18 protein-coding genes, 4 tRNA genes and 1 pseudogene are annotated in these 25753 nt (G+C 60.7%); 15 read left to right on the top strand and 8 right to left on the bottom strand.

The window, feature by feature from the left end; translation table 11 throughout:
• Positions 1-633: pseudogene (locus AACT07_RS15775) on the top strand (IS3 family transposase); the annotation flags it as partial.
• Positions 634-645: 12 nt separating this feature from the next.
• Here the strand turns inward: AACT07_RS15775 and AACT07_RS15770 are convergent.
• Positions 646-1808 (bottom strand): IS3 family transposase gene (locus AACT07_RS15770; RefSeq protein WP_139123872.1). Its coding sequence is split into 2 segments (ribosomal slippage): positions 646-1553 and positions 1553-1808, totalling 1164 coding nucleotides; the frame shifts between segments, so codons are not numbered across the junction.
• A 318-nt stretch (positions 1809-2126) separates the two neighbouring features.
• Between AACT07_RS15770 and AACT07_RS15765 the strand changes: the two genes are divergently transcribed.
• Entirely contained in the window at positions 2127-3089 is a 963-nt protein-coding gene (locus AACT07_RS15765) for a sensor domain-containing diguanylate cyclase (protein ID WP_069528773.1), read from the top strand.
• Positions 3090-3179: 90 nt separating this feature from the next.
• Here AACT07_RS15765 and AACT07_RS15760 read toward each other — a convergent pair whose 3' ends face one another.
• Positions 3180-5090: a methyl-accepting chemotaxis protein gene (locus AACT07_RS15760; protein WP_069528771.1), complete on the bottom strand. Its 1911-nt coding sequence runs from the start codon at positions 5088-5090 to the stop codon at positions 3180-3182.
• A 234-nt stretch (positions 5091-5324) separates the two neighbouring features.
• Here AACT07_RS15760 and AACT07_RS15755 point away from each other — a divergent pair, with 234 nt between their 5' ends.
• The 5 genes from AACT07_RS15755 to AACT07_RS15735 all read left to right on the top strand — a co-directional run bounded on the left by AACT07_RS15755 (position 5325) and on the right by AACT07_RS15735 (position 14971).
• Positions 5325-7571, top strand: coding sequence for a patatin-like phospholipase family protein (locus tag AACT07_RS15755; RefSeq protein WP_069528769.1), 2247 nt, complete (start codon positions 5325-5327; stop codon positions 7569-7571).
• A gap of 229 nt (positions 7572-7800) precedes the next feature.
• Positions 7801-10398, top strand: a complete 2598-nt coding sequence (gene acnB / locus AACT07_RS15750) for a bifunctional aconitate hydratase 2/2-methylisocitrate dehydratase (protein ID WP_019444774.1) — start codon at positions 7801-7803, stop codon at positions 10396-10398.
• A 280-nt stretch (positions 10399-10678) separates the two neighbouring features.
• On the top strand, positions 10679-12265 hold the full coding sequence (locus tag AACT07_RS15745) for an EAL domain-containing protein (RefSeq protein WP_069528767.1): 1587 nt from the start codon (positions 10679-10681) through the stop codon (positions 12263-12265).
• Between the two features lie 162 nt (positions 12266-12427).
• Positions 12428-13834: a D-arabinono-1,4-lactone oxidase gene (locus AACT07_RS15740; RefSeq protein ID WP_069528765.1), complete on the top strand. Its 1407-nt coding sequence runs from the start codon at positions 12428-12430 to the stop codon at positions 13832-13834.
• A gap of 9 nt (positions 13835-13843) precedes the next feature.
• Positions 13844-14971 (top strand): CobW family GTP-binding protein, encoded by a 1128-nt coding sequence (locus tag AACT07_RS15735; protein WP_069528763.1) that lies wholly within the window; start codon positions 13844-13846, stop codon positions 14969-14971.
• Here AACT07_RS15735 and AACT07_RS15730 read toward each other — a convergent pair.
• Entirely contained in the window at positions 14956-18063 is a 3108-nt protein-coding gene (locus AACT07_RS15730; protein WP_069528758.1) for an efflux RND transporter permease subunit, read from the bottom strand. The genes AACT07_RS15735 and AACT07_RS15730 overlap by 16 nt on opposite strands.
• A complete protein-coding gene (locus AACT07_RS15725; RefSeq protein WP_069528754.1) occupies positions 18060-19160 on the bottom strand; it encodes an efflux RND transporter periplasmic adaptor subunit in 1101 nt (366 codons plus the stop codon). Before AACT07_RS15725 ends, AACT07_RS15730 begins: the two co-directional genes overlap by 4 nt.
• 90 nt (positions 19161-19250) lie before the next feature.
• On the opposite strand from AACT07_RS15725, the gene AACT07_RS15720 reads away from it, so the two are divergent.
• The gene (locus AACT07_RS15720; RefSeq protein WP_005336110.1) at positions 19251-19859 is read left to right on the top strand and encodes a TetR/AcrR family transcriptional regulator; all 609 of its coding nucleotides are present in this window, start codon (positions 19251-19253) and stop codon (positions 19857-19859) included.
• An 11-nt stretch (positions 19860-19870) separates the two neighbouring features.
• Positions 19871-21286 (top strand): multidrug transporter subunit MdtD, encoded by a 1416-nt coding sequence (gene mdtD, locus AACT07_RS15715; RefSeq protein WP_069528752.1) that lies wholly within the window; start codon positions 19871-19873, stop codon positions 21284-21286.
• Here the strand turns inward: mdtD and AACT07_RS15710 are convergent.
• The 3 genes from AACT07_RS15710 to folB all read right to left on the bottom strand — a co-directional run bounded on the left by AACT07_RS15710 (position 21258) and on the right by folB (position 22753).
• Complete coding sequence (locus AACT07_RS15710; RefSeq protein ID WP_064341810.1) at positions 21258-21746, bottom strand: YbaK/EbsC family protein; 489 nt, start codon at positions 21744-21746, stop codon at positions 21258-21260. The two genes, mdtD and AACT07_RS15710, sit on opposite strands and share 29 nt — an antisense overlap.
• Before the next feature lie 126 nt (positions 21747-21872).
• Entirely contained in the window at positions 21873-22382 is a 510-nt protein-coding gene (gene folK, locus AACT07_RS15705; protein WP_005336107.1) for a 2-amino-4-hydroxy-6-hydroxymethyldihydropteridine diphosphokinase, read from the bottom strand.
• Positions 22382-22753 (bottom strand): dihydroneopterin aldolase, encoded by a 372-nt coding sequence (gene folB, locus AACT07_RS15700; protein WP_069528750.1) that lies wholly within the window; start codon positions 22751-22753, stop codon positions 22382-22384. Before folB ends, folK begins: the two co-directional genes overlap by 1 nt.
• Positions 22754-22910: 157 nt before the next feature.
• Between folB and plsY the strand changes: the two genes are divergently transcribed.
• The 6 genes from plsY to AACT07_RS15670 all read left to right on the top strand — a co-directional run bounded on the left by plsY (position 22911) and on the right by AACT07_RS15670 (position 25265).
• Positions 22911-23573, top strand: coding sequence for a glycerol-3-phosphate 1-O-acyltransferase PlsY (plsY, locus tag AACT07_RS15695; protein ID WP_069528786.1), 663 nt, complete (start codon positions 22911-22913; stop codon positions 23571-23573).
• A 47-nt stretch (positions 23574-23620) separates the two neighbouring features.
• Positions 23621-23696, top strand: a tRNA-Phe gene (locus AACT07_RS15690).
• A gap of 52 nt (positions 23697-23748) precedes the next feature.
• Positions 23749-23824 (top strand) — tRNA-Thr (locus AACT07_RS15685).
• 3 nt (positions 23825-23827) lie between these two features.
• Positions 23828-23903 (top strand) — tRNA-Phe (locus AACT07_RS15680).
• 8 nt (positions 23904-23911) lie between these two features.
• A tRNA-Asn gene (locus AACT07_RS15675) sits at positions 23912-23987 on the top strand.
• A 105-nt stretch (positions 23988-24092) separates the two neighbouring features.
• Positions 24093-25265 carry a CD0519/CD1768 family membrane protein gene (locus AACT07_RS15670; protein ID WP_005336104.1) on the top strand — a complete coding sequence of 391 codons (1173 nt, stop codon included), beginning with the start codon at positions 24093-24095 and terminating at the stop codon, positions 25263-25265.
• A 76-nt stretch (positions 25266-25341) separates the two neighbouring features.
• On the opposite strand, the gene AACT07_RS15665 is transcribed toward AACT07_RS15670, so the two are convergent.
• A complete protein-coding gene (locus tag AACT07_RS15665; RefSeq protein ID WP_069528748.1) occupies positions 25342-25674 on the bottom strand; it encodes a hypothetical protein in 333 nt (110 codons plus the stop codon).
• Positions 25675-25753: the final 79 nt, after the last annotated feature.

Raw genomic sequence — 25753 nt, 5'->3', positions numbered from 1 at the left:
TGCTTCGTGCGTCAGGTTCGACTGCGACAACCTCGGGTCGGCACCCGCAAGCTGCATTATCTGCTGCAGGGTCAGGATGATGGCGGGCTCAAGGTCGGGCGGGACAGGCTGTTTCAGATATTGGCCGAGCACCGCCTGCTGGTGCTGCCCAGACGGGCGTATCACAAGACCACCCACAGTTTTCATCGTTTCTACCGTCATCCCAACTTGCTCAAGGCGGGACCAGAGCAGGTTACCCCGGTGGCCCCGGAGCAGGTCTGGGTCGCAGATATCACCTATCTGCCAGCCAGGAGCGGGCCGCTGTACCTGAGCCTGGTGACGGATGCCTACTCACGCAAGATAGTGGGCCATCACGTACACGAAGGAATGCATGCCGAGTCGGTGGCGATGGCGTTCAAGAAAGCGCTGAAGCAACGGCGTGGCGGCGGGGAGCTTATCCATCACTCGGACCGCGGCGTGCAGTATTGCTCGGGGCTGTATCAGTCACTACATGAACGGTACGGGGTGAAATGCTCGATGACGGATGGACATGACTGTTACCAGAATGCGTTGGCGGAGCGGGTGAACGGGATTTTGAAAGGAGAGTTGTTGTTTCAAAGCCCGCAGGATTTAACGCAAGCGCGGGAAATGGTGCGTGTGTAGTGGTCAACTAAATCCGGACACTTGGTTAGGCCGAATCTCGGCTTTTGCTGGCGGTATCCCGTCATTGTATTGATGTGGACGCCGCCAGTTGTAGTAATCCATCAGGTAATAACTGATATCCCGCTTTGCCTCCCGCACTCTCATGTATCCCGTTGCCGGCAGCCACTCTGACTTCAGGCTTCTGAACAACCGTTCCATCGGGGCGTTATCCCAGCAGTTGCCACGCTGACTCATACTCTGGGTCATGCGATAGCGCCACAGTCGTTGCCGAAATGCCCTACTGCCATATTGGCTGCCCTGGTCAGAGTGAAATAGCACACCAGATGGGCAGCCCCGCTGCTGATAGGCCATCTCCAGGGCTTTGATTGCCAATTCTGCATCAGGTTTGTCAGACATCGCCCAGCCCACGACCCGCCGGGTGTGCAGGTCAAGCACCGCTGCTAGGTAATGCCAGCGACCACCGGCCCAGACGTAGGTGATATCGCCACACCACACCTGATTGGGTTGCTGGACATCAAATTCACGGGTCAGCAGATTGGGGATATCCGGTCGTTCAGACTGTGCCACCTTATAGCGGTGTGCGCCCGGCTGTTTGGATGCCAACCCGGCTTCCTTCATCAGGTTACGTACTTTGAATCGACCAATCTGATACCCCAACTCCCGCATCATCGACATCAAGGCGCGGCTGCCCGCTGAGTTCCGGCTCGCTTTGAACAAACGGCGCAACTCACAGCGCTGTTGCATACGTTCACGGTTAATCGTCCGCCTGCGAGCCAGATAATCGTAAAGACAGGAGGTGGGAACATCGAAGGCGCAGCAGACCAAAGTGATGGGGGCTTGCTCCCTTAATCGGTCTATCAGCGCGTACGTGTGAACTCGTCCGCCATCAAGAGAGCAGTAGCCTTTTTTAGAATGTCCTTTTCACGTTCGAGCCGGTTGATACGGGCTTCCAGCTCCTGAATTTTCTGCTGCTCTGGAGTCAGTGCTTTGCTGATTGGGGTTGTGCCAGTTCGTTCGGATTGCAGCTGCTGAACCCAGCGACGGAGCACTGTTTCACCGACATCCAGTGAACGGCTGGCTTCAGGGACAGAATATCCTTGGTCGAGCACCAGGGATGCGGCTTCGAGTTTGAATTGGGCAGTAAATGAGCGACGTAATCTTGTCATTGAACACCTCAGGTCATGGTGGCGACTGTACCACCTAAAATGGTGTCCGGGATGATTAGACCACTACATAAAGCCCGCAGGACTTGACGCAAGCTCGGGAAATGGGGCGTGAAGTGGTGGATATTTACAAAGAAACGAGGAGCGGCCGCATCATGCGTTGAAATACAGAACCCCCGGTGCGGTACATAGGGGTTCTGAGTAGAGAAATGTTAGTTGAAAATGTGTAAACCTATTTCAGGACTAGACATCCTTGCTGCGCCGACTTCGACAAAGCCCAATATGCTAAAGATAGGTTTTGGCACAGACGAGAGAGGCACAATGCTAGAAGCACCCATTCCACCCGATGAGGTATTGCGGCTGGAGACCCTGCGGCGGCTCTCTTTGCTGGATTCCGAGGCTGAGGAGCGGTTTGATCGGCTGACCCGCATGGCCCGACGGGTGTTCAATGTCCCCATCGCGCTGGTAAGTCTGGTGGATGAAGATCGCCAGTGGTTCAAATCCTGTATTGGTCTGGAGGTCCGTGAGACTGCCCGGGACATTTCGTTCTGTGGCCACGCCATCATGGGCAATGAGACCTTCATCGTGCCGGATGCTTCGCAGGATCCCCGCTTTGCCGACAATCCGCTGGTGGTGGGTGGGCCCGGTATCCGCTTCTATGCCGGACAGCCACTGCGGATCGCCAACGGCTGCAAACTGGGGACGCTCTGCATCATCGATACGGTGCCGCGGGAATTGAGTGAGGAGGATGTGGGACTGCTCAAGGATCTGGCGGCGATGGTGGTGCGGGAGCTCGAAGCGGTGCAGCTGGCCACCATTGATGAGTTGACCCTGATCTCCAATCGGCGCGGGTTCGTGATGCTGGCGGAGAAGAGCCTCTCGCTGGCCAGTCGCTTGCAGATGCCGCTGGCGCTGCTCTATCTGGATCTCAATGGCTTCAAGGGGATCAACGATCGGTGGGGGCATGCAGAAGGGGATCGGGCCCTGATCGCCTTTGCCACTCTGCTCAAGCAGGCTTTTCGTGGCGCAGACGTGTTTGCCCGTATGGGCGGCGATGAGTTCGCCGTCCTGTTGCCCAATGTGGTGGAGGCGCAGGCGCAACTGGCCTATGAGCGTTTCAATGCCATCTTGGCCGAGCACAATCAGCACAGTGGTTGCGGCTATGCGCTGACCTGCAGCACCGGGATTGTCTTCTATGACGGGCACGGCTGTGTCTCCCTGGCCGAGCTGCTCACCCGCGCGGATGAGCTGATGTATCAGCACAAACGGGATGGCAAGGGCTGACGGCTATGCCGGATTAGTCGCCACCAAAACAACAGAGAGCGCCACGGCGCTCTCTGTTGTTGATGGCTTAGGTCAAGGTCAAGGTCGGGGTCAGAGTCGGAAGTTGCCAACCAGCTTGTCCAGCTGACCGGAGAGCTGCTGCAGGCTGCGGCTTGATTCGGTCAGCTGGTGGGCGATATCGGCGGTCTCCATGGTGAGCTGGTTGATATCTTCCACGTTGCGGTTGATCTCGCCGACCACGCTCGACTGCTCCTCGGTGGCGGTGGCGACCTGGATGTTCATGTCGTTGATCTGGGTAATGTGGGCGGTGATCTGGCCGAGGGCGACGTTGGCCTCATCGGCCTGGCTCACCACCTCCAGACTCTGGTTACGCCCCTGCGCCATGGCGCTGACGGCGCGGGCACTCTGCTCCTGCAAGCGGTTGATCATCCCCTGGATCTCGGCAGTCGAGGCGGCGGAGCGGTTGGCCAGATTGCGCACTTCATCTGCCACCACGGCGAAACCGCGACCCTGTTCACCGGCGCGAGCGGCCTCGATGGCGGCGTTCAATGCCAGCAGGTTGGTCTGCTCCGAGATACTGCGGATGGTTTCGAGGATGCTGCCGATGGAGTCGGTCTGGCTCGCCAGCGACTCGATAACCCCTGCCACCTGCTCAATCTCACCGGAGAGGTCGACGATGCCGTGGCGCGCCTGCGCCACCACTACCGCACCAGCATCGGCCTGATCGTTGGCCTGTCTGGCTACTTCGGCTGCCAGCGAAGCGTTACCGGCGATCTCGCTCACCGTGGCCCCCATTTCGTGGATAGCGGTGGCCACCTGCACGGTGCGGTCACGCTGGGCAGTACAGTTGTGCTGGGTCAGCTGTGCCTTGTTGGCCACCTCGTTGGCGGTGGCCGCGAGCTGGCGGGAGTTCTCTGCCACCTGCTCGATGGAGCCGTGGATCTTGGCGACGAAGTTGTTGAAACCGGTGGCGACCTGACTCAGTTCGTCACGTCCTTCCACTTTCAGGCGCTGGGTGAGATCCCCATCGCCGCTGCCCAGCTCCTTGAACAGGCGGGCCAACTCGTTGAGCGGGCGGCTGACCGAGCCTGCCAGCAGCATCCCCATCAGCCCCATAGCCAGCGCAATCACCAGCGAGATCATCAGGATCTCGTTACGGGTCTGATCCAGTTCGGCATAGATCTCGGCTTCTGGCACCTGGGCCACCAGATACCAGTCGAGCAGCGGGATATAGCTGCTGGCCAGTACCATGGGCTCGCCATTGACTTCGGCGTTGATGACGGCAAAGGGGCGTTTGGCCAGCAGGCTGCCGGTATCACCGCTGGCAATGTTGCCAAGCGTGTCACGCTCGATGCGGTTGGCCTCGGGGTGCAGCTTCACCTTGCCGCTGCCATCGACCATAAAGACGATGCCGCTCTCTTCCAGCCGGAAGTTGGAGACCATGGTCACCATGGTATCGAGGGATTTGGCAAAGCCTGCCAGCCCGCGCCCGTTGAGTTGCTGGAAGTTGACGAACAGCTTCACCTCGCCGTTGCTCTCGCGGAAGATGCTGAGGGTCATCTCCTTCTGGCTCTTGGTGTAGTCATAGAACCAGGCGTCCTGTGTCGGGGTCAGGTTGCGCAGAAAGCCATCCTGGTTGTAGTAGGCGGCACTCTGGCGATCGGCGAAGGAGGCGGTCACCAGACCATACTGGTTGGCCACATCCTTGAGCTGGTTGATGAGGATTGGCTCCTGCTCTTTGGGCATGCCCCGATCCACCCAGTCGAGAATAAAGCGGTCGGTGGCCAGTTGGCGGGCAGCCTGGGCGATGCCGTGGAGATCCTGTTCAATCTCCTTGCTGATCCGCAGGGTCAGGTTGGGGAGCTCCTGCTCGAACATCCGGTTTTCGATCAGTTGCTGGGCCGAGCGTTGGCTGAAGTAGCCTACCAGCAGGCAGGAGACGACCACGGCCAGGGTGACCGTGGCCAGTATTTTCTGTTTAAGAGTGAGGGTTGCCAGCATAAAGGTGCTCAAAAGGTTGAGATTGACGACCCTCATATTAGCGGCAGCGCGGCGCTACCCATGAGGCTTGCAGCCCTTTATTTGCGGATTACGTTTGCGCTCACAGGGGCGGCGACTCGCCCCTTCGCCATGCAGCACAGGCGGGATGCGGATTGACGGTTGCGCTAACTGCCGAGCCCCTTATAGTAGAGGCCATCCTTGGTGACTGACCCTCTGAATAATATGGAAAATATGATGCGCAGTTTAGGTGCGGGATGGACCCGTCTGCTTTTGGTGATGCTGGCGGCCTGCCCGCTGCTGGCTGTGGCGGCACAGGGGGATCGCCCGAAAATTGCGGTGGTGCTCAGCGGCGGCGGTGCCAAGGGGTCTGCCCATATCGGCATCCTCAAGGTGCTGGAGCAGAAACGGATTCCGGTCGACATCATAGTCGGCACCAGCATGGGTTCCTATGTAGCGGGGATGTATGCCATGGGGCTCAGTGCCGAGGAGGTGGAACGCACCACCTTGGCCATCGACTGGAACAAGGGGTATCAGGACAAGGTTGGCCGCGACGAGCTGTCGCTGCGCAAGAAGCAGCAGAGCGAGCAGTATCAGTTGCGGACTGACATCGGGATTGGTGGCCACGAGCCAGGTGGCTTTTTTCGAGGGCAGGCGATGGCAAGTTTGCTGCGGGCGGCCACCTCCAACCTGCCGGTGCAGGCGAGTTTTGACGATCTGCCGATCCCCTACCGCGCCATGGCGACCGACATGGAGACGGTGACGCCTTTCGTGCTGGATCACGGCAGCCTGGCCAAGGCGATGCAGGCCTCCATGTCCATTCCCGGTGCCCTCAAGCCGGTGGAGTGGGAGGGGCACATCCTGGCGGACGGCGGCAGCGTCAACAACATGCCGGTGGATGTCGCCAAGGCGATGGGGGCCGACGTGGTGATCGCGGTGGATATCGGTGCCAAGCTGCGTACTCGTAAATCTTTGACCTCTGCGATCTCTATGGTCGATCAGCTCACCACCTATATGACCCAGGTGGGCACCGATAAGCAGAAGGCCCTATTAGGGCCCAAGGATATCCTGCTCGCCCCCGAGTTTGGCGATATAGGGCTTGCTGACTTTGCCCGGATGCCGGAGGGGATCAAGATAGGTGAGGCGGCTGCCGAGAGGGCGTCGCTGCAGCTCGATAGATTGTCGCTCACCAAGGCGCAGTACAACGCCTATCGCAACCAGAAGCTGAGCCGCCGTGCCGAGCGCAGCGGTCAACCTGCCTACTTCATCGACAAGGTGGAGATCATCAACAAATCGCGCCTCTCCGACGAGACGGTGCGCGCCATGCTGAAAGTGCGGCCTGACAAGGTGCAGACCAATGAGAGTTTGGAGGCGGGCATTCGCCGTCTCTATGCCCTTGAATCGTTTGACCGCATCACCTACGAGGTGGAGGAGCGCGACGGGGAGAACGTGTTAGTGGTGGATGCCAGCGAGAAAAACTGGGGGCCTGGCTACCTCAACTTCCAGTTCGGTTTCACCGATGACTTCGAGAATACCTCCAACTACAACGTCGGCATGTCCTATACCCTCACCAACGTCAACGAGTGGGGCGCCGAGTGGCTGACCGAGGCATCGCTGGGCACGGCCAAACATATCAAGACCAACTTCTATACCCCGCTGGAGCCTTCCCAGACCTTCTATGGTGAGGCAAGCCTGGCCTATGACCAGACTCAGAGAAGCCTATTTAACCCAGACCCGGACGACCCATTTTTCACCTATCTCGATAGCGAGTATTCCTTCTTTAGCGCCGATCTGGCGGTAGGCTGGAATCGTCAGCCCTGGAGTCGCTTGTCGATGGGGTTGGAAGGGATGACGGGCAGCATCGATGTCAAAAATATTAAAGACGTGCAGGGCGATGCCACGGCATGGGGTCCCTATGCTCGCTTCGAACACGACACACTGGACAGCAGCTATTTCCCCTATCAGGGGATCAAATGGGATATGAAGATAGGTTACTCCCACGTCAATCTGGATGGGGATAGTTCTCAGGTCTCCCATAGCGAGGGCTGGAACTATCACCTCTCCATGGTCAAACCCTGGTCATGGGACAGGCACAGCCTCAACCTGATCCTCGATGGTGGCGGGTCGGGCAGTGAAGAGAGCATTCCACTCTATATCCAGGATCTGGGTGGATTGTTCCGCCTTTCCGGATTCCAGCGCTACCAGCTGAGCGGTCGTTACAGCCTGTTTGGTGGCCTGCGCTACATCTATCGGGTGGCAGACAATGACTTCGGTGCCTTCAAGGTGCCGCTCTATCTGGGTGGATCTCTGGAGCAGGGCGGGGTCTGGAACAAGGGTGAGGATATCAGTCTGGAGAGCTCCTTCACCGCCGGTTCGCTTTATGTCGGGGTGGAGAGCTTCCTCGGCCCTGTGTTCCTCGGCTACGGCATGGCGGAGGGGGGCAATGACGTCTTCTATCTGCAATTGGGCAGTACGTTCGAATAATGCCGAAATGATGCCAATTTGTTAACTCTGGTTGAGGGCGTTCAATTAATTTTCAAAAAATACCAGTCTGTTTAATTGGTTACGATTTTGTGGTGAATAAGTAAACAGGGTTTGGATTTTAATTAGTCGTTAAAACTTATATAGTGGGGAGCACCCTACGGGGTGTCCCGCAAGGACGATCGCCGCGAGCGTGGGCGAACCCCAAAAAAAGACCAAAGAGGAATTAGTCGTGCTTGAAACATACCGTAAACACGTCGCAGAACGTGCCGCCGAGGGCGTGGTTGCCAAACCTCTGGATGCAGAGCAGGTCGCCGCCCTGGTTACGCTTCTCAAGAACCCGCCCGCTGGCGAAGAAGACTTTCTGAAAGAGCTGTTGTCCTCCCGTATTCCCCCCGGTGTTGATGAAGCGGCCTATGTCAAAGCCGGTTTCCTCACCGCCGTCGCCAAGGGCGAAGCCCACTCTCCCATCCTGACTGCCGCCGAAGCTGTCGAGCTGCTGGGCACCATGCAGGGTGGTTACAACATTCAGCCGCTGATCGACCTGCTGGATCATGCCACTCTGGCGCCGCTTGCCGCCAAGGGGCTCTCCCACACCCTGCTGATGTTTGACTCTTTCCACGACGTGGAAGAGAAGGCCAAGGCGGGCAATGTCCACGCCAAGCAAGTGATGCAGTCCTGGGCTGATGCCGAGTGGTTCCTCTCCCGCCCGGAGCTGGCCGAGAAGATCACCGTCACCGTGTTCAAGGTGACCGGCGAAACCAACACCGACGACCTCTCTCCGGCACCTGACGCCTGGTCCCGCCCGGATATTCCGCTGCACGCCCTGGCGATGCTGAAAAACGCCCGTCCCGGCATTACCCCGGACAAGGATGGCGCCGTCGGCCCCATCAAGACCATCGATGCCCTGAAAGAGAAAGGCTTCCCGCTGGCTTATGTGGGTGACGTGGTCGGTACCGGTTCTTCCCGTAAATCCGCCACCAACTCGGTGCTCTGGTTCATGGGCGACGACATTCCGTTCGTGCCGAACAAGCGCGCTGGCGGTGTCTGTCTGGGTGGCAAGATTGCCCCGATCTTCTTCAACACCATGGAAGATGCCGGCGCTCTGCCCATCGAAGTGGACGTCTCCAAGCTGGAAATGGGCGATGTGATCGACATCTACCCCTATGCCGGCAAGATCTGCAAACACGGCACCGAACAGGTGCTGGCACAGTTTGAACTGAAAACCGACGTACTGATCGACGAAGTGCGCGCCGGTGGCCGTATCCCGCTGATCATCGGCCGCGGCCTGACCGACAAGGCCCGCGAAGCGCTGGGTCTGCCGTTCTCCACCGTATTCCGTCGCCCGCAGCCGGTGGCCGATACCGGTAAAGGCTTCACCCTGGCCCAGAAGATGGTGGGCAAGGCGTGCGGCGTGAAGGGCATTCGCCCGGGGACTTACTGCGAGCCCAAGATGACCACGGTCGGCTCTCAGGACACCACGGGCCCGATGACCCGCGACGAGCTCAAAGATCTGGCCTGCCTCGGCTTCTCCGCCGATCTGACCATGCAATCCTTCTGCCACACCGCGGCCTATCCCAAGCCCATCGACGTACAGACCCACCACACCCTGCCGGACTTCATCATGAACCGCGGCGGTGTCTCTCTGCGTCCGGGTGACGGCGTCATCCACTCCTGGCTGAACCGCATGCTGCTGCCGGATACCGTGGGTACCGGTGGTGACTCTCACACCCGTTTCCCCATCGGTATCTCCTTCCCGGCGGGCTCCGGTCTGGTGGCCTTCGCCGCCGCTACCGGCGTGATGCCACTGGACATGCCGGAGTCCGTGCTGGTGCGCTTCAAGGGCGAGCTGCAGCCGGGCATCACCCTGCGTGATCTGGTTCATGCCATCCCCTACGCCGCCATCCAGAAGGGGTTGCTGACCGTCGAGAAAGCGGGCAAGAAGAACATCTTCTCCGGCCGCATCCTCGAGATCGAAGGTCTGCCGACCCTGAAAGTAGAGCAAGCGTTCGAGCTGGCCGATGCCAGCGCCGAGCGCTCCGCTGCCGGTTGCACCATCAAGCTGGATAAAGAGCCGATCATCGAGTATCTGAAGTCCAACATCGTGATGCTGAAATGGATGCTCTCCGAAGGCTACGGTGACGTGCGCACCATCACCCGTCGCATCAAGGGGATGGAAGAGTGGCTGGCCAACCCGACCCTGATGGAAGCGGACAAGGATGCCGAGTACGCCGAAATCATCGAGATCGATCTGGCCACCATCAAGGAGCCGATCCTCTGTGCGCCGAACGATCCGGACGATGCCCGTCTGCTGAGCGACGTGGCTGGCGACAAGATCGACGAGGTGTTCATCGGTTCGTGCATGACCAACATCGGTCACTTCCGTGCCGCCGGCAAACTGCTCGAGAAGTATCAGGGCGAGCTGCCGACCCGCATGTGGATCGCGCCGCCCACCAAGATGGACAAGGATCAGCTGACCGAAGAGGGCTACTACGGCATCTTTGGTCGCGTCGGTGCCCGCATCGAGATCCCGGGCTGCTCCCTGTGCATGGGCAACCAGGCGCGGGTAGCGGAAGGAGCCTCGGTGGTCTCCACTTCCACCCGTAACTTCCCGAACCGTCTGGGTAAAGGTGCCAACGTCTATCTGGCCTCTGCGGAGCTGGCAGCCGTTGCCGCCATCCTCGGCAAGATCCCGACTGTGGCGGAGTACCTGCAGTACGCCAAGGCGCTGGATGCCACTGCGGCAGATACTTACCGCTACCTCAACTTCAACGAGATCGCCTCCTACACCAAGAAGGCCGATGCGGTGATCCTGCAGCAAGCCGTTTAACGGAGTTCTTGCGCGATTTGCGCGATAAGAAGCCAATAATGCCGCGTATTTACGCGGCATTATTTATTTGTGTGTTATTCACGGTCTTTTTTGAAGATTGTTTGCACGATCCTTGCTAGAGAGATCCAACCACCTGTTTGGTGGTTCGTTTTATAAACGCTTTGGGTTATGTTGTTCGGTTATGTGCGGTAATGATGAGGCATCGTTATCGAGGGAAAGTGGATATCTGTTCACTGGGTGCTTGCGTTGGCAGGCCTGACGAATTGCGGCGTGGTTCTTTATGTTTCTGTTCAGGATCGATCTCTCCCGAACCGGGTTACGCTTCGGCGGTGCCTTGCTGGTCTTTACACTGCCGCTGCTGGTGGGAGCTTGGCTCATCCACAGCAATTATGTGCAGGAGCTGAAAGCGGAATCCAGTGCCTCGGCCCACAAGGCCAGAACCCTGATGGAGTCGATGCTGGATCATGCGGAGCAGGCCAATCGCTCTGTGCTGCCTCTGGTGAATGCTCCCTGTCACGACAACCTGCTGGTGCTGCGCAAGAAGGTCGCCATCGAGCCTTTCCTGCGTTCGGTCAATCTGGTGCGAAACGGCATCATCAATTGCACCTCGCTGTTTGGTGAGGCCAATGATGCCGATGACGGCTCCATCTACACCGGCCGCAAGCTGTTGCTGATGAGTGGCAACCGGGTGCGGCAAAATCACCCGCTGCTGGTAGTGCGCACCGAGCAGGGCAAGGATGCCGCCTTGAGCGCTATCGACAGTACCCAGCTCAGCTTCATGCTCTCCATGAGCGGAAAATCCAGTGCGCTCTATCTGCAGGTGGGGTCGGCCTGGCTCAATGAGTCTGGCCGCTATCTGAGCGAGGCGCCCACCCTCCATCGCGGGATCAGCCAGGCCCTCACCTCATCCCATTATCCTTTCACCATCCATGCCGGTTATGCCATGCCGGTCTACTGGAAGTCGCTGTGGGCCGCGCGGCATGTGGCGCTGTCGTGGCTGGCTGTTTCCTCGCTTTTGCTGGCTTGGCTGGTGTGGTGGGTACTGGGGCGTCCCGGCTCGCCAACAGATGAATTGCGACGGGCTCTGCGAGCCAGGGAGTTTGTTCCCTACTTGCAGCCGCTGATTGCCAGCCACGACGGCAAGATGATGGGCGCCGAGGTGCTGATGCGCTGGGAGCATGTCAATGAAGGGGTGATCCGGCCCGATCTCTTTATCCCGCAAGCGGAGGAGTCGGGACTGATCGTTCCCATGACCACCCATATCATGAAGCAGGTGGCGACACGGTTGAACCGCTCTCAGGAGCAGTTGCCCGATGGGTTTCATATCAGCTTCAACATCAGCGCCGCCCATTGCCACGATTTTGCCCTGCTGGCCGAGTGTCGCGCCTTCCTCGGCCACTTCCTCCCCGGCAAGGTGGTACTGGTGCTGGAGCTGACCGAGCGGGAACTGTTGATGTCCGATCCCCAGACCCTCTCCCTGTTCCGCCAGCTGGACGAGATGGGGGTCAAACTCGCCATCGACGACTTTGGTACCGGCCACTCCAGCCTGGCTTACCTGCAGCAGTTTCATGTGGATTACCTCAAGATCGACAAATCCTTTATCGCCCGCATCGGTACCGAGTCGCTCTCGGAACATATCGTGGACAATGTGATCGATCTGGCGACTCGGCTCGGTCTGGCGCTGGTGGCGGAAGGGGTGGAGAGTGAGCGTCAGGCTGACTACCTCAGGGCCAAAGGGGTCGATTATCTGCAGGGGTATCTGTTTGCCCGCCCCATGCCGCTGCGCCAGTTTTGCGAGGAGCTGCTGCCGGAAGAGGCACAAACCCGCCAGCCAGATGGGGTGCGAGGCATCCCGAACGCCACCTGATCTATCGGTGACAGACGGGCGGCCACGCTCCCGTCTGGCAGGGTAGGGAAGCGCTCTCTCCCTATCCCCCCTCGAGTGCAGGGGCTTGTTTTTCATGCCTTGCGGCTCGCTTTTCGGTAGAATCAGCGCTCATTTTGACGTCAGTAAAAGATGAGGCGCGGTATGACGGTTCAGTTCCAGGCATTTCACAGCATCAAGGCGATCGGTAATCGGGAGGTGCTGTTCAACTGGTCGAGAACCAATCCCCTCGGAGCGCTGGATCAGGTGTGGCGCCCGAAAAGCCGCGACGAGTTGCAAGCGCTGCTGCGGGAACACCCCGAGCGCAAGCTGCGCCTTATCGGCTCCGGCCTCTCCTTCGAACCCATCCACAGCGTCTATGCCGAGGGCAGTCAGGCGCTGCTGGTGGACTTGCACCACCTGCGCGGCCAGCTGGCGAAAACTGCCGATACCGTCACCTATCAGGCGGGGACGCCCCTCGATACCGTTTATGCCGAGCTGATCGCCATGGAGCGGATGCTGCCCGCATCCCCCGGTGTCATCGGCATCCAGACTCTGGGCGGCGCCCTCAGCACAGGTACCCACGGTCAGGGGCTGCACCAGTCTGCCCTCTGCGATGCGGTGGAGGCGATGACGGTGATGCAGGCCAATGGCGACATCATCCGGGTCGATCGCACCGATCCGCGCTTCGGTGCCTTCGTGATGGGGATGGGGATGCTCGGCATCCTGCTCGATGTCACCCTGCGTACAGTACCCAACCGCATCATGCGCTGCACCAAGTTCACCACCGATTACCCCTTCCTCTTGGAGCACAACGAGCGGCTCAACCGCGAGCACGGCTTTGTGAAGAGCTGGTGGTTTGCCTGGACCGGCGAGAGCCACATCTGGCTGGTGGATCCCGCCTCTGATGAGGAAGTGGCCCGCTATCGCGCCGGTGGCAGCGAGCCGCTGCTGCTGGATGGCGATATCGACGCCCGCATGAACGCTGCTCTTAATGCCACTATCGACGCCACCATGCAGAAGATGGCCAAAGACACCAAGGATGAGGCGTTGGCTGGCGAGCACTTCGAGACGGTGCGCCGCTTCAAGGATGCCTCCGATCTGGTGGGCAACGTCTACCAGATCCTCTGCAAGGGGATCCCGGCCCCCCAGATCAACTGCGAGGTGGCGGTGCCGTTGCATCGGATGAACGAGGCGCTGGAGACCCTGCAAGCGTGGCAGCAGGCCAATCCGGGCGTGCTGCACTACCCCTTTATCCTGCGCTGCACCGGCCCCTCCGAGGCCTGGCTCAGCGCCGCTTACGGCCAGCCGGTCTGCTGGATCGGTTTTCTGGTCTATCTGGCGGCGGACGGCACCTTCGTCAACGGCTCCATGGAGCAGATGCGCGAGCTGCAGCAACTGCTGGTGCCGCTCGGCGGCATTCCCCATTTCGGCAAACATCTGGCGATGGATCTCTACGACTTCCCGGCCCTGTTGCCGCGCTGGAACGACTTCGTAGCGTTAAAAGCCGAGCTCGACCCCCATGGCCGCTTTGAAAACCGCTGGCTCAGCGACCTGTTTGCCAACCGGTAAGGATCTGACATGACCGATATGCAAGATACCCGTATCCCAGTGACCCTGCTGACCGGCTTTCTCGGCAGCGGCAAGACAACGCTGCTCAACCACTGGGTCAAGCAGCCGGAGCTTGGTGAGTGCGCCGTGCTGATCAACGAGTTCGGCTCGGTGGGGCTGGATCACCATCTGGTGCAGCAGGTGGATGAGCAGGTAATGCTGCTCGACTCCGGCTGCATCTGCTGCTCGGTGCAGGGCTCTCTGGTGGAGGCGCTGCAGGGGCTGTTTATGAAGGCCATCCAGCGCAAAATCAAACCGTTCAAGCGGCTGATTATCGAGACCACCGGTCTGGCAGATCCGGCACCCGTGCTCTTTACCCTGCGCGAAGAGGGCTTTATCGCCCAGCGCTACCGCTTCGATGGCACTGTCACCGTGGTGGATGCTGGCCATATCGAGCAGCAGTTGGTGGCTCAATATGAAGCGGTGAAGCAGGTAGCGCTGGCGGATCTGCTGGTGGTGAGCAAGGGGGATCTGGTGGACGGCGAACAGCTGGCGCGGGTCGAAGCCCAGCTGGCGGCACTCAATCCGGCGGCCCCGATCCAGCGGGTGACCAATGGTGAACTGTCACCAGCGGTGCTGGAGAAGCTCGGCGCCTACAACGAAGCGGCCGGGCGCGATGTGCGCCAGCTGCTGGCCTGGCTGCGCACCGAATCCCCCAAGCAGGGGCTGGCGTCACCGATGCAACCGAAGATGCAACCGTTCGCCGCCAAAGTGGGCACGGCGGCGCCCACCCACTTCGAGCACGGCAACATCGAGAGTTTCTCTTTGCGTATCGGCGAGCCGCTCAAACCCTCTCGCCTGCTGGCCGCCATCGATGCGGTGCAGGCCCAATATGGCGATGCCCTGCTGCGCCTCAAGGGGATCTTGCAGCTGGAAGGGGAGAGCCAGCCGGTGGTGATCCACGGCGTCCACGGCCAGCTCTATCCGCTGCAGGCATTGGGTGACTGGCCGGAGGGCAAGGCCCAGTCCCGACTGGTGTTTATTGTGAAAAGTCAGGACAAGGCCGGTATCGAGCAGCTCTTTATGGCGACCCTCAAGGCCCCCGAGCCCACTCTGGAAGAGCGGCTCAAAGCCATGCTGGGTCAGCCCGACAACTGATCTTGCGCGTTGCCGCTCTCCTGCACCGGGTCAGGACGGCGGCGGTTGAACAGCACAAACGCCACCGGCACAAAGTAGAACGAGAGCAGGGTCGCCAGCGCTGTGCCACCGGCGATGGCGATGGCAAAGGGGGGCCAGAAGCCGCCGCCCCCCAGCAATAGCGGGATGAAGCCGCCCACCGTGGTGATGGTGGTTGAGACGATGTGGCGGCTGCAACCGGCCACCAGGTCACGGATCTGCGGCAGATTGCCCTGTTGTGCCAGCGGGTCTGCCTTCAGCTCGGCCATAATGACGATGGCGGCGTTGATGGCCAGCCCCATCAGTCCCAGCAGGGCGATGATCACCGTAAAACCGAAGGGGTACCCCAGCAGCCAGACCCACAGCAGCCCGAGCCCCGCCGACTGGATCGCCACCAGGGTGACGATGCCTGCCAGCCGGAACGAGTTGAAGCTGAGCACCAGCACGGCCACCAGCAGCACGGCGACCAGGCTGACGTGCGCCATCAGATTGCCCACCGATTCATCCCGCTTGGCGGCTTCCCCGCCAAACTCCAGTCGATAGCCCGGCGGCAACGCCAGCGCCTTGGTGGCCAGCCTCTCTTTGACCTGCTCCAGCACAGTTTGCGGCAGTACGCCGACCGCCAGATAGGCCTCCAGCACATTGACCCGCTCACCATCCCGACGGCTGATCTCCCCCCAGCTTGGTAGCAGCTCGGGAGTGGCCAGTGCCCGCAAGGTGAGATTGGCAGCCCCTTGCTGGCCGGTGCCGGTGAGCGATAGCGGCACATTGAGCAGCGCATCCGGATCCTGACGCAAGGGCTCGGCCAGTCGCACCCGCACCGGGATTGACTCGGTGCCTTCCAGCACAGTGCCGCCCAACCTGCCATCCAGTGCGCCCGCCAGCCGGGAGGCGACATCGGTCAGGCTCATGCCTGCCAGTCGGGCGGCCTCCTCATCGACCTGCAACCAGAGTTTGGGGGCCCCAGCCTGCAAGGTGGCGCGGGTCTGCACCACGGCCGGGGTATTGGCGAGCAGACTGCGAAGCTCCTCTCCCAGACGGTGCAGCTGTTCAAGGTCGGGGCCAAACAGCCGCAGCTCGACCGGGGCATTGAAAGGCGGCCCCTGTTCCAGCTTGCGCACCAGGATCTGCGCTTCGGGAAATTTTGCATCGAGCCGCTGCTGCAGTTGTGGAATGAGCCGCTCGGCGGCATCGGCATCCTGCAGAGTGATCATCCCCTGGGCGTAATCGGCCCGCCCCTGTTTTCTGGGCACCAGGTTGTAGTAGAAGCTGGGTGCGTTATCGCCCACCACCCAATCCTGACGAACCAGCGCGGGGAGGCTGGCCAGCTCGACGGAGATCCCCTGTGCCAGCTCGCGGGTGCGCGCCAGGCTCGCCTGTGGGGATAGGCTGGCCTCGATGTGGATCATGTCCCGGTCGGCAGGGGGAAAGAACTGTTCGGTGAGGCGGCCCGCCACCCAGAAACCGAGCAGGGGCAGCAGACTGACCAGCAGCAGGGTTCGCCAGGGGTGAGCCAGCGCCATGGCGATGCTCTGCTGGAAACGGGCACTCACCCGGGGCAGGTGCAAGCCATCCTGATACCAGCGCCCCCCCTGGTCACTGCCAATCCAGCGGGCTGCGAGGCCAGCCACCAGGGTGTGGGCGATGAGGTAGGATCCCAGCAGCGAACAGATCACCGCCCAGGCGATACCGCCGACAAACTCGCCCGCCGGGCCCGGCATCAGAATGATCGGCATAAAGGCGAGCATGGTGGTGAGGGTGGAGCCCAGCAGTGGCAGCCAGAGGTGGCCGATGGCTTCCAGTGCGGCGGCACTCATGGCCATGCCGTGGCGGCGCTGATACTGCACCCGATCCGCCATGACGATGGCGTTGTCCACCATGATCCCGAGCGCTACCACCAGACCGGTGACCGACATCTGGTGAATGGGCAGATTGATCAGGTTCATGCAGGCGAATGAGAACGCCACGGTAAGCGGCAGCGACAGGGCCACGATAATGGCAGCCTTGATCCCCAAGGTCACCAGCAGCACGGCCACTATGATGAGGAAGCCCTGCACAATGTTGATGAGCAGGGTGTCGAGCCGCTGATCGGTATAACGCTGCTGATCGAAGCTGGTGACGAGGCCGATATTATCCGGCAAGTCCTGTTGCAGCTGGGCCAGCATGGTGTCGACCCGTGCCGACCAGAGGTCGATGCGGTGATCCTGTGCCATGCGCAGGCCGACCACCACGGCCCGTTCACCATTGGCAAAGGCCAGCTGACTCTCCGGCTGGTGCAGGGTACGTCTTACCTCGGCCAGATCGCCAAGGCGCAGGGTCTGGCCCTGCTCGCCAGTCCGCAGCGGGATCTGGCGGATACGCTCCAGGGTATCGAGGGCGCCGCGGATCTCTACCTGAAAGCGATTGTGGCTGCCCTGCAACTCCCCGGCGGCTACTTTGGCATCGGCACCACTCAGCGCCTGGGCAAGCTGTTCGCCACTCATGCCGCTGGCACTGAGGGCGAGGGGATCGAACCGTACCTCGATCTCCTCCTGCGGTGCCCCGACCCGCTCGACGTATTCGGTGCCCGGCAGCTGGCGAGCCCGGCGTTCCAGCTCGGCGCTGTAGCGGGCGAGGCGATCCAGCTGCGGCTGGCCCGGCCCGCGCCAGACCACATTGACCAGCCGGGTGAAGGGGTAGCCCTTCTCGTCATCCAGCTTGGGGGCACTGGCGCCGGCTGGCAGTCCGGCGGCAAGATCTGTCAGCCGGTCACGGACTCTGGACCAGACGGGCTCGACATCGCTGACCTCATCCTTGAGCTCCAGATTGATGATGGAGAGACCGGGGCGAGAGCTCGACTCGATCAGCTTGATCTCGCTCTGGGCCCGCAGCCGGTTCTCGATGGGCTCGCTCACCAGCGCCTCCACCCGCTCGGCACTGGCCCCGGGGAAGTGGGTAACCACGCTGGCAAAACGGCTGGTGAGCTGGGGATCTTCGGTTCTGGGCAGGGTCTGCAATGCCGCAAGGGCGGCCGTCAGCAGCAGCGCGACCGTCAACAGCAGCAGGCGGCCATTCTCGATAAACGGGCGGATCATGACTGTGGCTCCGGATGGCCTGCCTGATGATCCACGCTGGTTGTCAGGGTGACCTGCTGGCCCGGCACCAGTTTATGCAGGCCATCGGTCACCAGCTGTTCTTGTCCGTTCAGGGCACCACTTATCCAGGCTCGTTCGCCATCTTGCTGCAGCAGAGTGACGTCCCGACTGACCACTCGGGGTGGCGTTTCGTCATTGAGCAGATAGAGGGTCCAGCTGCCGCGCAATCCCTGGGTCAGCGCGGTGAGCGGCACCTCGTAGGCGCGGGTGGGCTCGCGGGTCTGATGCAGCAGGGTGATCAGTTGCCCTTCTGCCAGTTGTTCGCCGCCCCGGGTCAGCTGGAAGCGGGCGGTGCGGGTGTGGGTCTGCCCGTCCACTTGTACCCCCAGATTAAGCAGGCGACCCTCCAGTGATTGCGCACCGCTTTGCAGGGGGTAGTGTTGGCCGACGATCAGGGACTCGGCCTGTTTCACCGGCACGCCGATATCGGCCTCCCACTGGCCGCTGCGGGTGAGGGAGAAGAGAGGCTGGCCTGCGGCCACCACGGCCCCCAATGCCTGCTCGCGGCTGACCACAATCCCGTTGAAGGGGGCGCGCAGCTGAGATTTCTCCTGTTTGACCCGGTTGGCTTCGAGGGCGGCGGCCAGCTGGTTGGCGCTTGCCTCCAGCATGCGGACTTTGCTTTGCTGTTCATCCAGCGCCTGTCGGGAGCTGAACTGATGTTGGCGCAGGGCTGTGAGTCGATCGAGCGTCTGCCGGGCAAGGGTCAGCTCGGCCTCGTTCTGGGCAGCCCGGGCGGCCAGCTCTTTGGCTTCCACTGCCAGCAGCCGGGTATCCAGTGTGGCGAGCAGTTCGCCGGCCGCGACCGGCTCTCCGCGTCCCTTGTGCAGAGTGGCGATCCGCCCTGCCAGCTCGAAGCCTATCTGGCTGTGCTCGGGAGCGATCACCCGGCCATTGAAACGGTGCAGCACCGGGTAGTGATCGCTGGCTTGCAGCGGCTGGGCGATCACCCGGGTCAGGGCGGATGTTTCTTCTGACTCTGTGACCGGGCTGCAGCCACTCAGTAACAGCGCCAGCAGGATTAAGCAAAGTGTCATGACATCATCCTCTGGTTGACATAACATCAAATCACACCGGTGAGTCTAGTTTTTCGAAACTAGACTGTCCAGTTTGATTTTGGAGGAAAAATGAACATTTCACCCCGTAGTCAGCAGAAGCGGGCTGCGATCCTCGATGCTGCCGGGCGGCTCTTCTGTCAGCACGGTCTGCATCTGGTCAGCATGGACATGGTGGCCAGTGAAGCGGGCGTCTCCAAGCAGACGGTCTACAGCCATTTTGCCAACAAGGAGTCGCTGTTTGCCGAAGCGGTGGGCAGCAAGTGCGTCAGCAGCGAGCTGATGCCGGAGGTATTGTTGCGTGGCAACAATGTGCGGGAGAGTCTGATTGCCTTTGGTCGCAGCTTTCGCAAGTTGATCCTGAGCGATGATGCCATCAATATCTTTCGCACCTGCATCAGCTGCAACGATGCCCAGCTGGCCACCCTTTTTTTCGAGGCGGGCCCGCTCTATGTGACCAAGATGCTGTCCAACTGGCTGGAGCAGCAGAAGCAGCAAGGCCTGCTGTGCCATCAAGACAGCGAACAGGCCGCCTTGCAGCTGTTGCTGATGTGGCAGGGCAAGGAGCGCATGCTCCGTGAGCTGGGTCTGCCATTGACCCAGAGCGCTGCCGAGCAGGATGCCTGGACCCTGAGTTGTGTCGATCTCTTCCTGACCGCCGCCGCTCCCCCGCAAAAATAATGGAGGTGGCAATGAGCCACACAGTGACAGATGCCCAGCGCAAGTGGCTGCCCCTGCTGGCGGCGGTCGGTTTCTTTATGCAGGCGCTGGATGGCACCATTCTCAACACCGCCCTGCCCAGCATGGCCGAGACCTTGGGAGAGAGCCCGCTGCAGATGCAGTCGGTGATCATCGCCTACATGCTGACGGTGGCGTTGCTGATCCCGGCCTCCGGCTGGCTGGCTGACAGATTCGGCACCCGCCGCATCTATCTGGCCGCCATCTCGCTCTTTACCCTCGGCTCGCTCGCCTGCGCCGCCTCCAATTCGCTCTCCATGCTGGTGGCCGCCCGTGTGCTTCAGGGGATTGGCGGTGCGCTGCTGATGCCGGTGGGCCGGTTGGCTGTGCTGCGGGTCTATGACAAGCACGAGCTGCTGCGGGTGATGTCGTTTGTCACCATCCCGGGGCTGCTCGGCCCGCTGATGGGGCCGGCGCTCGGTGGCTGGCTGGTGGAAGTGGCGAGCTGGCACTGGGTGTTTCTCATCAACCTGCCGGTGGGGCTGCTCGGCTTTATCGCCAGCTGGCACTTTATGCCGGAGCTGCGGCAGCAGACCGCCCGGTTCGACTGGCAGGGCTTTGTGATGTTCAGCGTCGGCATGGTGCTGGTGTCGGTCGGCTTGCAGGGGCTGGGGGAGCACAGCATCTCCACCGGTTGGGCGCTGTTTGCACTGATCTTCGGCTTGGCGGCGATGGCGAGCTACTGGCTCTATGCCGCCAATACACCGCAGCCGCTCTTTAGCCTGAACCTGTTCAAGACCACCACCTTTGCCATCGGCATCTGGGGCAACCTGTTTGCCCGCCTCGGCAGCGGCGCCATGCCCTTCCTCACCCCGCTGTTTCTGCAGCTGGGGCTCGGTTTCTCCCCGAGCAAGGCGGGGATGACCATGATCCCCACCGTGATTGGCGCCATGCTGACCAAGACGCTGGTGAACAAGCTGATTCCGAAGGTGGGCTATCGCCGCATTCTGGTCGGCAACACCCTGTTGCTGGGGGCGATGATCGCCAGCTTCTACTTTATCGACAACCAGCTCCCCTACGGGGTCCTGCTGGGCTGGCTGGCGATCTTCGGTGCCATCAACTCGCTGCAGTTCTCCGCCATGAACACTCTCACGTTGCAAGATCTCAGTCCGACCCTGGCCAGCAGTGGCAACGGCCTGCTCTCGGTGGTGATGCAGCTCTCCATGAGCTTGGGGGTGGCGATTGCCGCCAGCCTGCTCGGGCTCTTCTCGGCGGGCACCTCAGCGGGCACCTTAGTGGCCGAGGGTCAGTGGCTGGCCGGGTTCCACCTAACCTACCTCTGTGTCGGGTTGCTCTCCATGCTGGCGGCGCTGATCTTCGCCCAGCTGGCGCGCGATGGGGCTACGCCGTCGGGGCGGGCAGATAGCTGACCTCGCAGGGGAGCTGCGCCAACACTTTGGCCAGATGCTCGGTCGCCAGCAGAAAGGTCTGCTCCGGGTGGCCCGGAGTCCAGGTGAAGGCGGTGTGGTTGAGCAGTTGCGGATCCACCAGTAGCGGAATATCGGCGCGGGGCAGGAAGGGGCAGACCGCCCCCGGCAGGCAGCCGATCTCCGCCTGCATCTCTTCGGCGGTGCAGATGGAGGGCTTGGCGCCGAGCGCGGCCTTGACCGCCTTGTTGTCGAGCCGCCCGTCCCTGTGGGTCAGCAGCAGAGCGAAGCGGCCATCCTTGAACTTGAGAAACAGGGTCTTGCTGAACTCCGCCTGCCAGCCGAGGCGGGCCTTGACCTTTTCATCGGTGGCGTAGTCGAGGATGGGTTCATGCTCATAGCGCTGGTGGGGCAGTTCAGCCAGCAGTTGGCAGTTGAAATGGTGAATGGTATCGAGTGGCATGGGGTTCTCCTGTAGTGGGCGCTATCCTGCCAGCCTCGCAGGGTCAGGCCCAATGACACTTTCTTATCCGTGATAAGCAACCCTGTCTGTGCAAACAACAAGGGCGCCGTGAGGCGCCCTTGCGGATCAGTGATGCTGCAATTCGCACGCTTCCCAGTGAAAGGGAATAGGGCACAGCTGCTGGGAGGCCTTGTCATAGGCTTGCCACAGCTCGCCCATGGTGCGGCCATCGACGGGGTGGCGCAGTTTGGGGGCCAGCTCGGCCAGCGGCCAGAGCACGAAGGCGTTGGTGAGCACTTCACCGCGCGGCAGCACCAGCGGGGTGTCGCAGACCAGATCGCCATAGAGCAGCAGATCGAGATCCAGGGTGCGCGGGGCGAACTTCTTGGCATCCGGCTCGCGGCCGTGGGCGAACTCCATGGCCCGCAGTCGCTGGCAGACGGTGGTCAGCGGCAGATCGGTCTCGGCAGCCGCCACCAGGTTGTAGAAGGGGCGGCCGTTGAAGCCGACCGCCTCGCTCTCGAATACCCGGGAGACCCGCAGCTCGCCAAATTCGGCGTGCAGGGCATCGAGCCCGGCGCGAATATGGCGATCCCGCTCGATGTTGGAGCCGAGGCTGATATAGATGGTGGTCATCAGTTGCTGCTCGCGGTCGGGGTGCGATGGCGCAGGATCTCGACGCCGACCCCGGCGGCATTTGGCACGGCGCCCGGCTTGGTGAGGGTCACCTTGACCCACTGTACCCGCTCGTCGGCGAGCACCAGCATGGCAACCTGCTCGGCCATGGTCTCGACCAGCTCGACCACCTTGCCGCTGACATGCTCGCAAATCTTGTTGGAGAGGTCGGCATAATCCAGTGCCAGATTGATGTCGTCGGTTGCTGCCGCGGGGCGGTTGTCGAACCCCATCTCGAGGTCAAAACGGAGCTTTTGGCGAATGCCCTTCTCCCACTCATATACACCGATGGTGGTCAAAACTTCGAGTCCGCGAATAAACACCTTGTCCATGACTGTACTTCTTCTTTACTCTTGATGGGCTGTGATGACAGCGCAGGGATGCTGGCCGGGCAACAGGCTTGCCGAGGCGCTCTGGGTGGGCATGGGCCCATGCCAGCGTATGTGGCCCGCATCATACCCCATTCATATCGTGGTAAAAACGACCAAGATGACGGCCCTGACGATTTTGATGATTATTCTGGCCTACCTGGGTGGTTCACTATCCAGTGCTGTGCTGGTCTCCCGCTGCACCGGTCTGCCCGACCCGCGGGATCATGGCTCCCACAATCCGGGGGCAACCAATGTGCTGCGCCTCGGTGGCCGGATGGCGGCGCTGGTGGTGCTGCTGCTCGATGTGCTCAAGGGCACTGTGCCTGTCTATCTGGCCTGGTATCTGCAGATCAAACCCGTCTACCTCGGCTTTATCGGGGTCGCCGCCTGTCTCGGCCATATGTACCCCATCTTCTTTCATTTTCGCGGTGGCAAAGGGGTGGCGACGGCGCTCGGTACCATGATGCCCATCGGCTTTACCATGGGGGGCGCCGTGATTGGCACCTGGCTGCTGGTGCTGCTGGTGAGCGGCTACTCCTCGCTGGCCTCCATCATTACCGTGCTGCTGACGCCGCTCTTTACCTATCTGCTCAAACCCGAATATACCCTGCCAGTCTCCCTGCTCTCCTGCCTCATTCTGATCCGCCATCACGAGAACATCTCCCGCCTGCTCAAGGGGGAGGAACCCAGAGTCTGGAGGCGAAAACGCGCGGCCTGTGCCGAAGAAGTGGCAGAAATGGACGATGTTGCGCAAAAAAGAGACGAACGAGACAAAAAGTGAAATTTCCCGTTGACCATCCGCCTTAAAATCCGTTTAATAGCGCCCACGCCCAGATAGCTCAGTCGGTAGAGCAGGGGATTGAAAATCCCCGTGTCGGCGGTTCGATTCCGTCTCTGGGCACCAATTTTGGTGCCATGAAATAAAAAATTTGTTCATGCACAATGGTTTAAAGTGTGCCGGCTTAGCTCAGTAGGTAGAGCAACTGACTTGTAATCAGTAGGTCACCAGTTCGATTCCGGTAGCCGGCACCATTTGCCCAGATAGCTCAGTCGGTAGAGCAGGGGATTGAAAATCCCCGTGTCGGCGGTTCGATTCCGTCTCTGGGCACCAATTACAATTCCTCCTTAGTTCAGTCGGTAGAACGGCGGACTGTTAATCCGTATGTCACTGGTTCAAGTCCAGTAGGAGGAGCCAATTCAAAAAGCCCTTGTCGCAAGACAAGGGCTTTTTTCTATTTGGCGCAGCCATTTTTTAACCATAAAAACAACCACACACGCACAGATGAACCGCAGGATAGATATGGAAAATCATGTAGTTATAGAGTCAAAGGGGCGACTTGCCGCCATTCGGAACTGGATGGAACCCGTGCTGGTGCTGCTTATTCTTGGCAGCCTGTTCGGTTACCTCGGCAGCCAGATGGGCCTCTCTGCCATGGTCAACACTCTCTTCAATACCGCCCACCAGCTGCTGCTCAATACCGTGCTCTTTATCATGGGGATCACGGTGCTCTCCGGTGCCCTGAGCCAACTCTTGAGCGAGTTCGGGGTGATCCGCCTGCTGGAGGTGCTGCTGGCCCCGCTGATGAAGCCGGTGTTTCGTCTGCCTGGTCGCACCGCACTGGCGGCCCTGATGACCTTCTTCTCCGACAACCCGGCGGTGATCAGCCTCGCCAAGGACAGCCGCTTTCGCAAAGGCTTCACCCCCTGGCAGCTGGTGTCGCTGACTAACTTCGGCACCGCCTTCGGCATGGGGCTGATCGTGGTCACCTTTATGGCCACCCTGCAACTGCCGAGCGGTGAATCCACCGCCAGCGCGGCGCTGATTGGGTTGCTGGGTGCTCTGGTGGGCTCGGTGGTCTCTACCCGATTGATGCAGCGGATGATCCGCCCCTTGGTGGGGGAAGTGCTGAACGATGACGCTATATCGTCCGACGGCCGCAAGGTAGGGGTAACCAAAGAGGCGGCTCCCGGCTGGCTGCGGATCCTCAACTCTCTGCTCGATGGCGGCAAATCCGGTGTGGAGCTGGGGATGGCGGTGATCCCCGGGGTGCTGATCATCAGTACCTTCGTGATGCTGCTCACCTTCGGCCCGGGCGACAAGGGCTATACCGGCGAAGCGTTTCAAGGGGTTGCCCTGCTGCCGGTGCTGGCCGCCAAGGTGAGCTGGCTGTTTGACCTGCTGTTCGGCTTCCAGCAGCCGGAGCTGGTTGCCTTCCCGGCTACCTCGCTTGGTGCGGTTGGTGCCGCCATGTCACTGGTGCCGCCTTTTATTGCCAAAGGGTGGATCACCGGTAACGAGGTCGCGGTGTTTACCGCCATGGGGATGTGCTGGAGTGGCTTCCTGAGCACCCACACCGCCATGCTGGATGCCCTCGGCTATCGCCACCTCACCTCCCGCGCCATCGTCGCCCACACCATCGGCGGCCTGTGCGCCGGTGTGGCGGCGCACCAGCTCTATCTGCTACTGGGCTGAGTCGGGTTCAGGCACGGAAACAAAAAGAGGCTCTTCGGAGCCTCTTTGCGTTTCCCCCTGCTCACGGGCGCACCAATCACCCTTGCGGCGTGATGCCCTGCACCTTCAACCAAAATCGCTCCTGACAGTGGTTGTGAAACAGCTTGCGGGCTGGAGTGATGGGGATGGGACTGGCGATGACCCAATAGCTGATCCAGCACTCGGCACAAAGCTGCTGCGATGGCGCTTCGTCCTGTTCGGTTTGCTGGCGGATGACGACTCCATTGGCAAACCAGCTGGTGGTTATCTGGTGCTGGATCACAGTGCCGCTCTCATCATGCTCGCTATAGTGTTCACTCTCTTGGCGGGTGAGGGTAACGGGGCTCGCCTGTCGATGAATGGCCCTGATATAGCTGATTAGTTGATTCATTGCCGATCTTGTCGTGATGGTTGGCCTGCACTGGATGAGCTGCACAGGATGGAAGAGGGCTAGCGTAACGTGCTGCCGG

Origin of the sequence: Aeromonas sp. ANP5 (assembly GCF_963870295.1) — a bacterium.
GTDB classification, from domain to species: Bacteria; Pseudomonadota; Gammaproteobacteria; order Enterobacterales; family Aeromonadaceae; genus Aeromonas; species Aeromonas veronii.
Note: the sequence above shows the minus strand (reverse complement) of the source record. Positions and strands in the feature narration are given on the sequence as shown.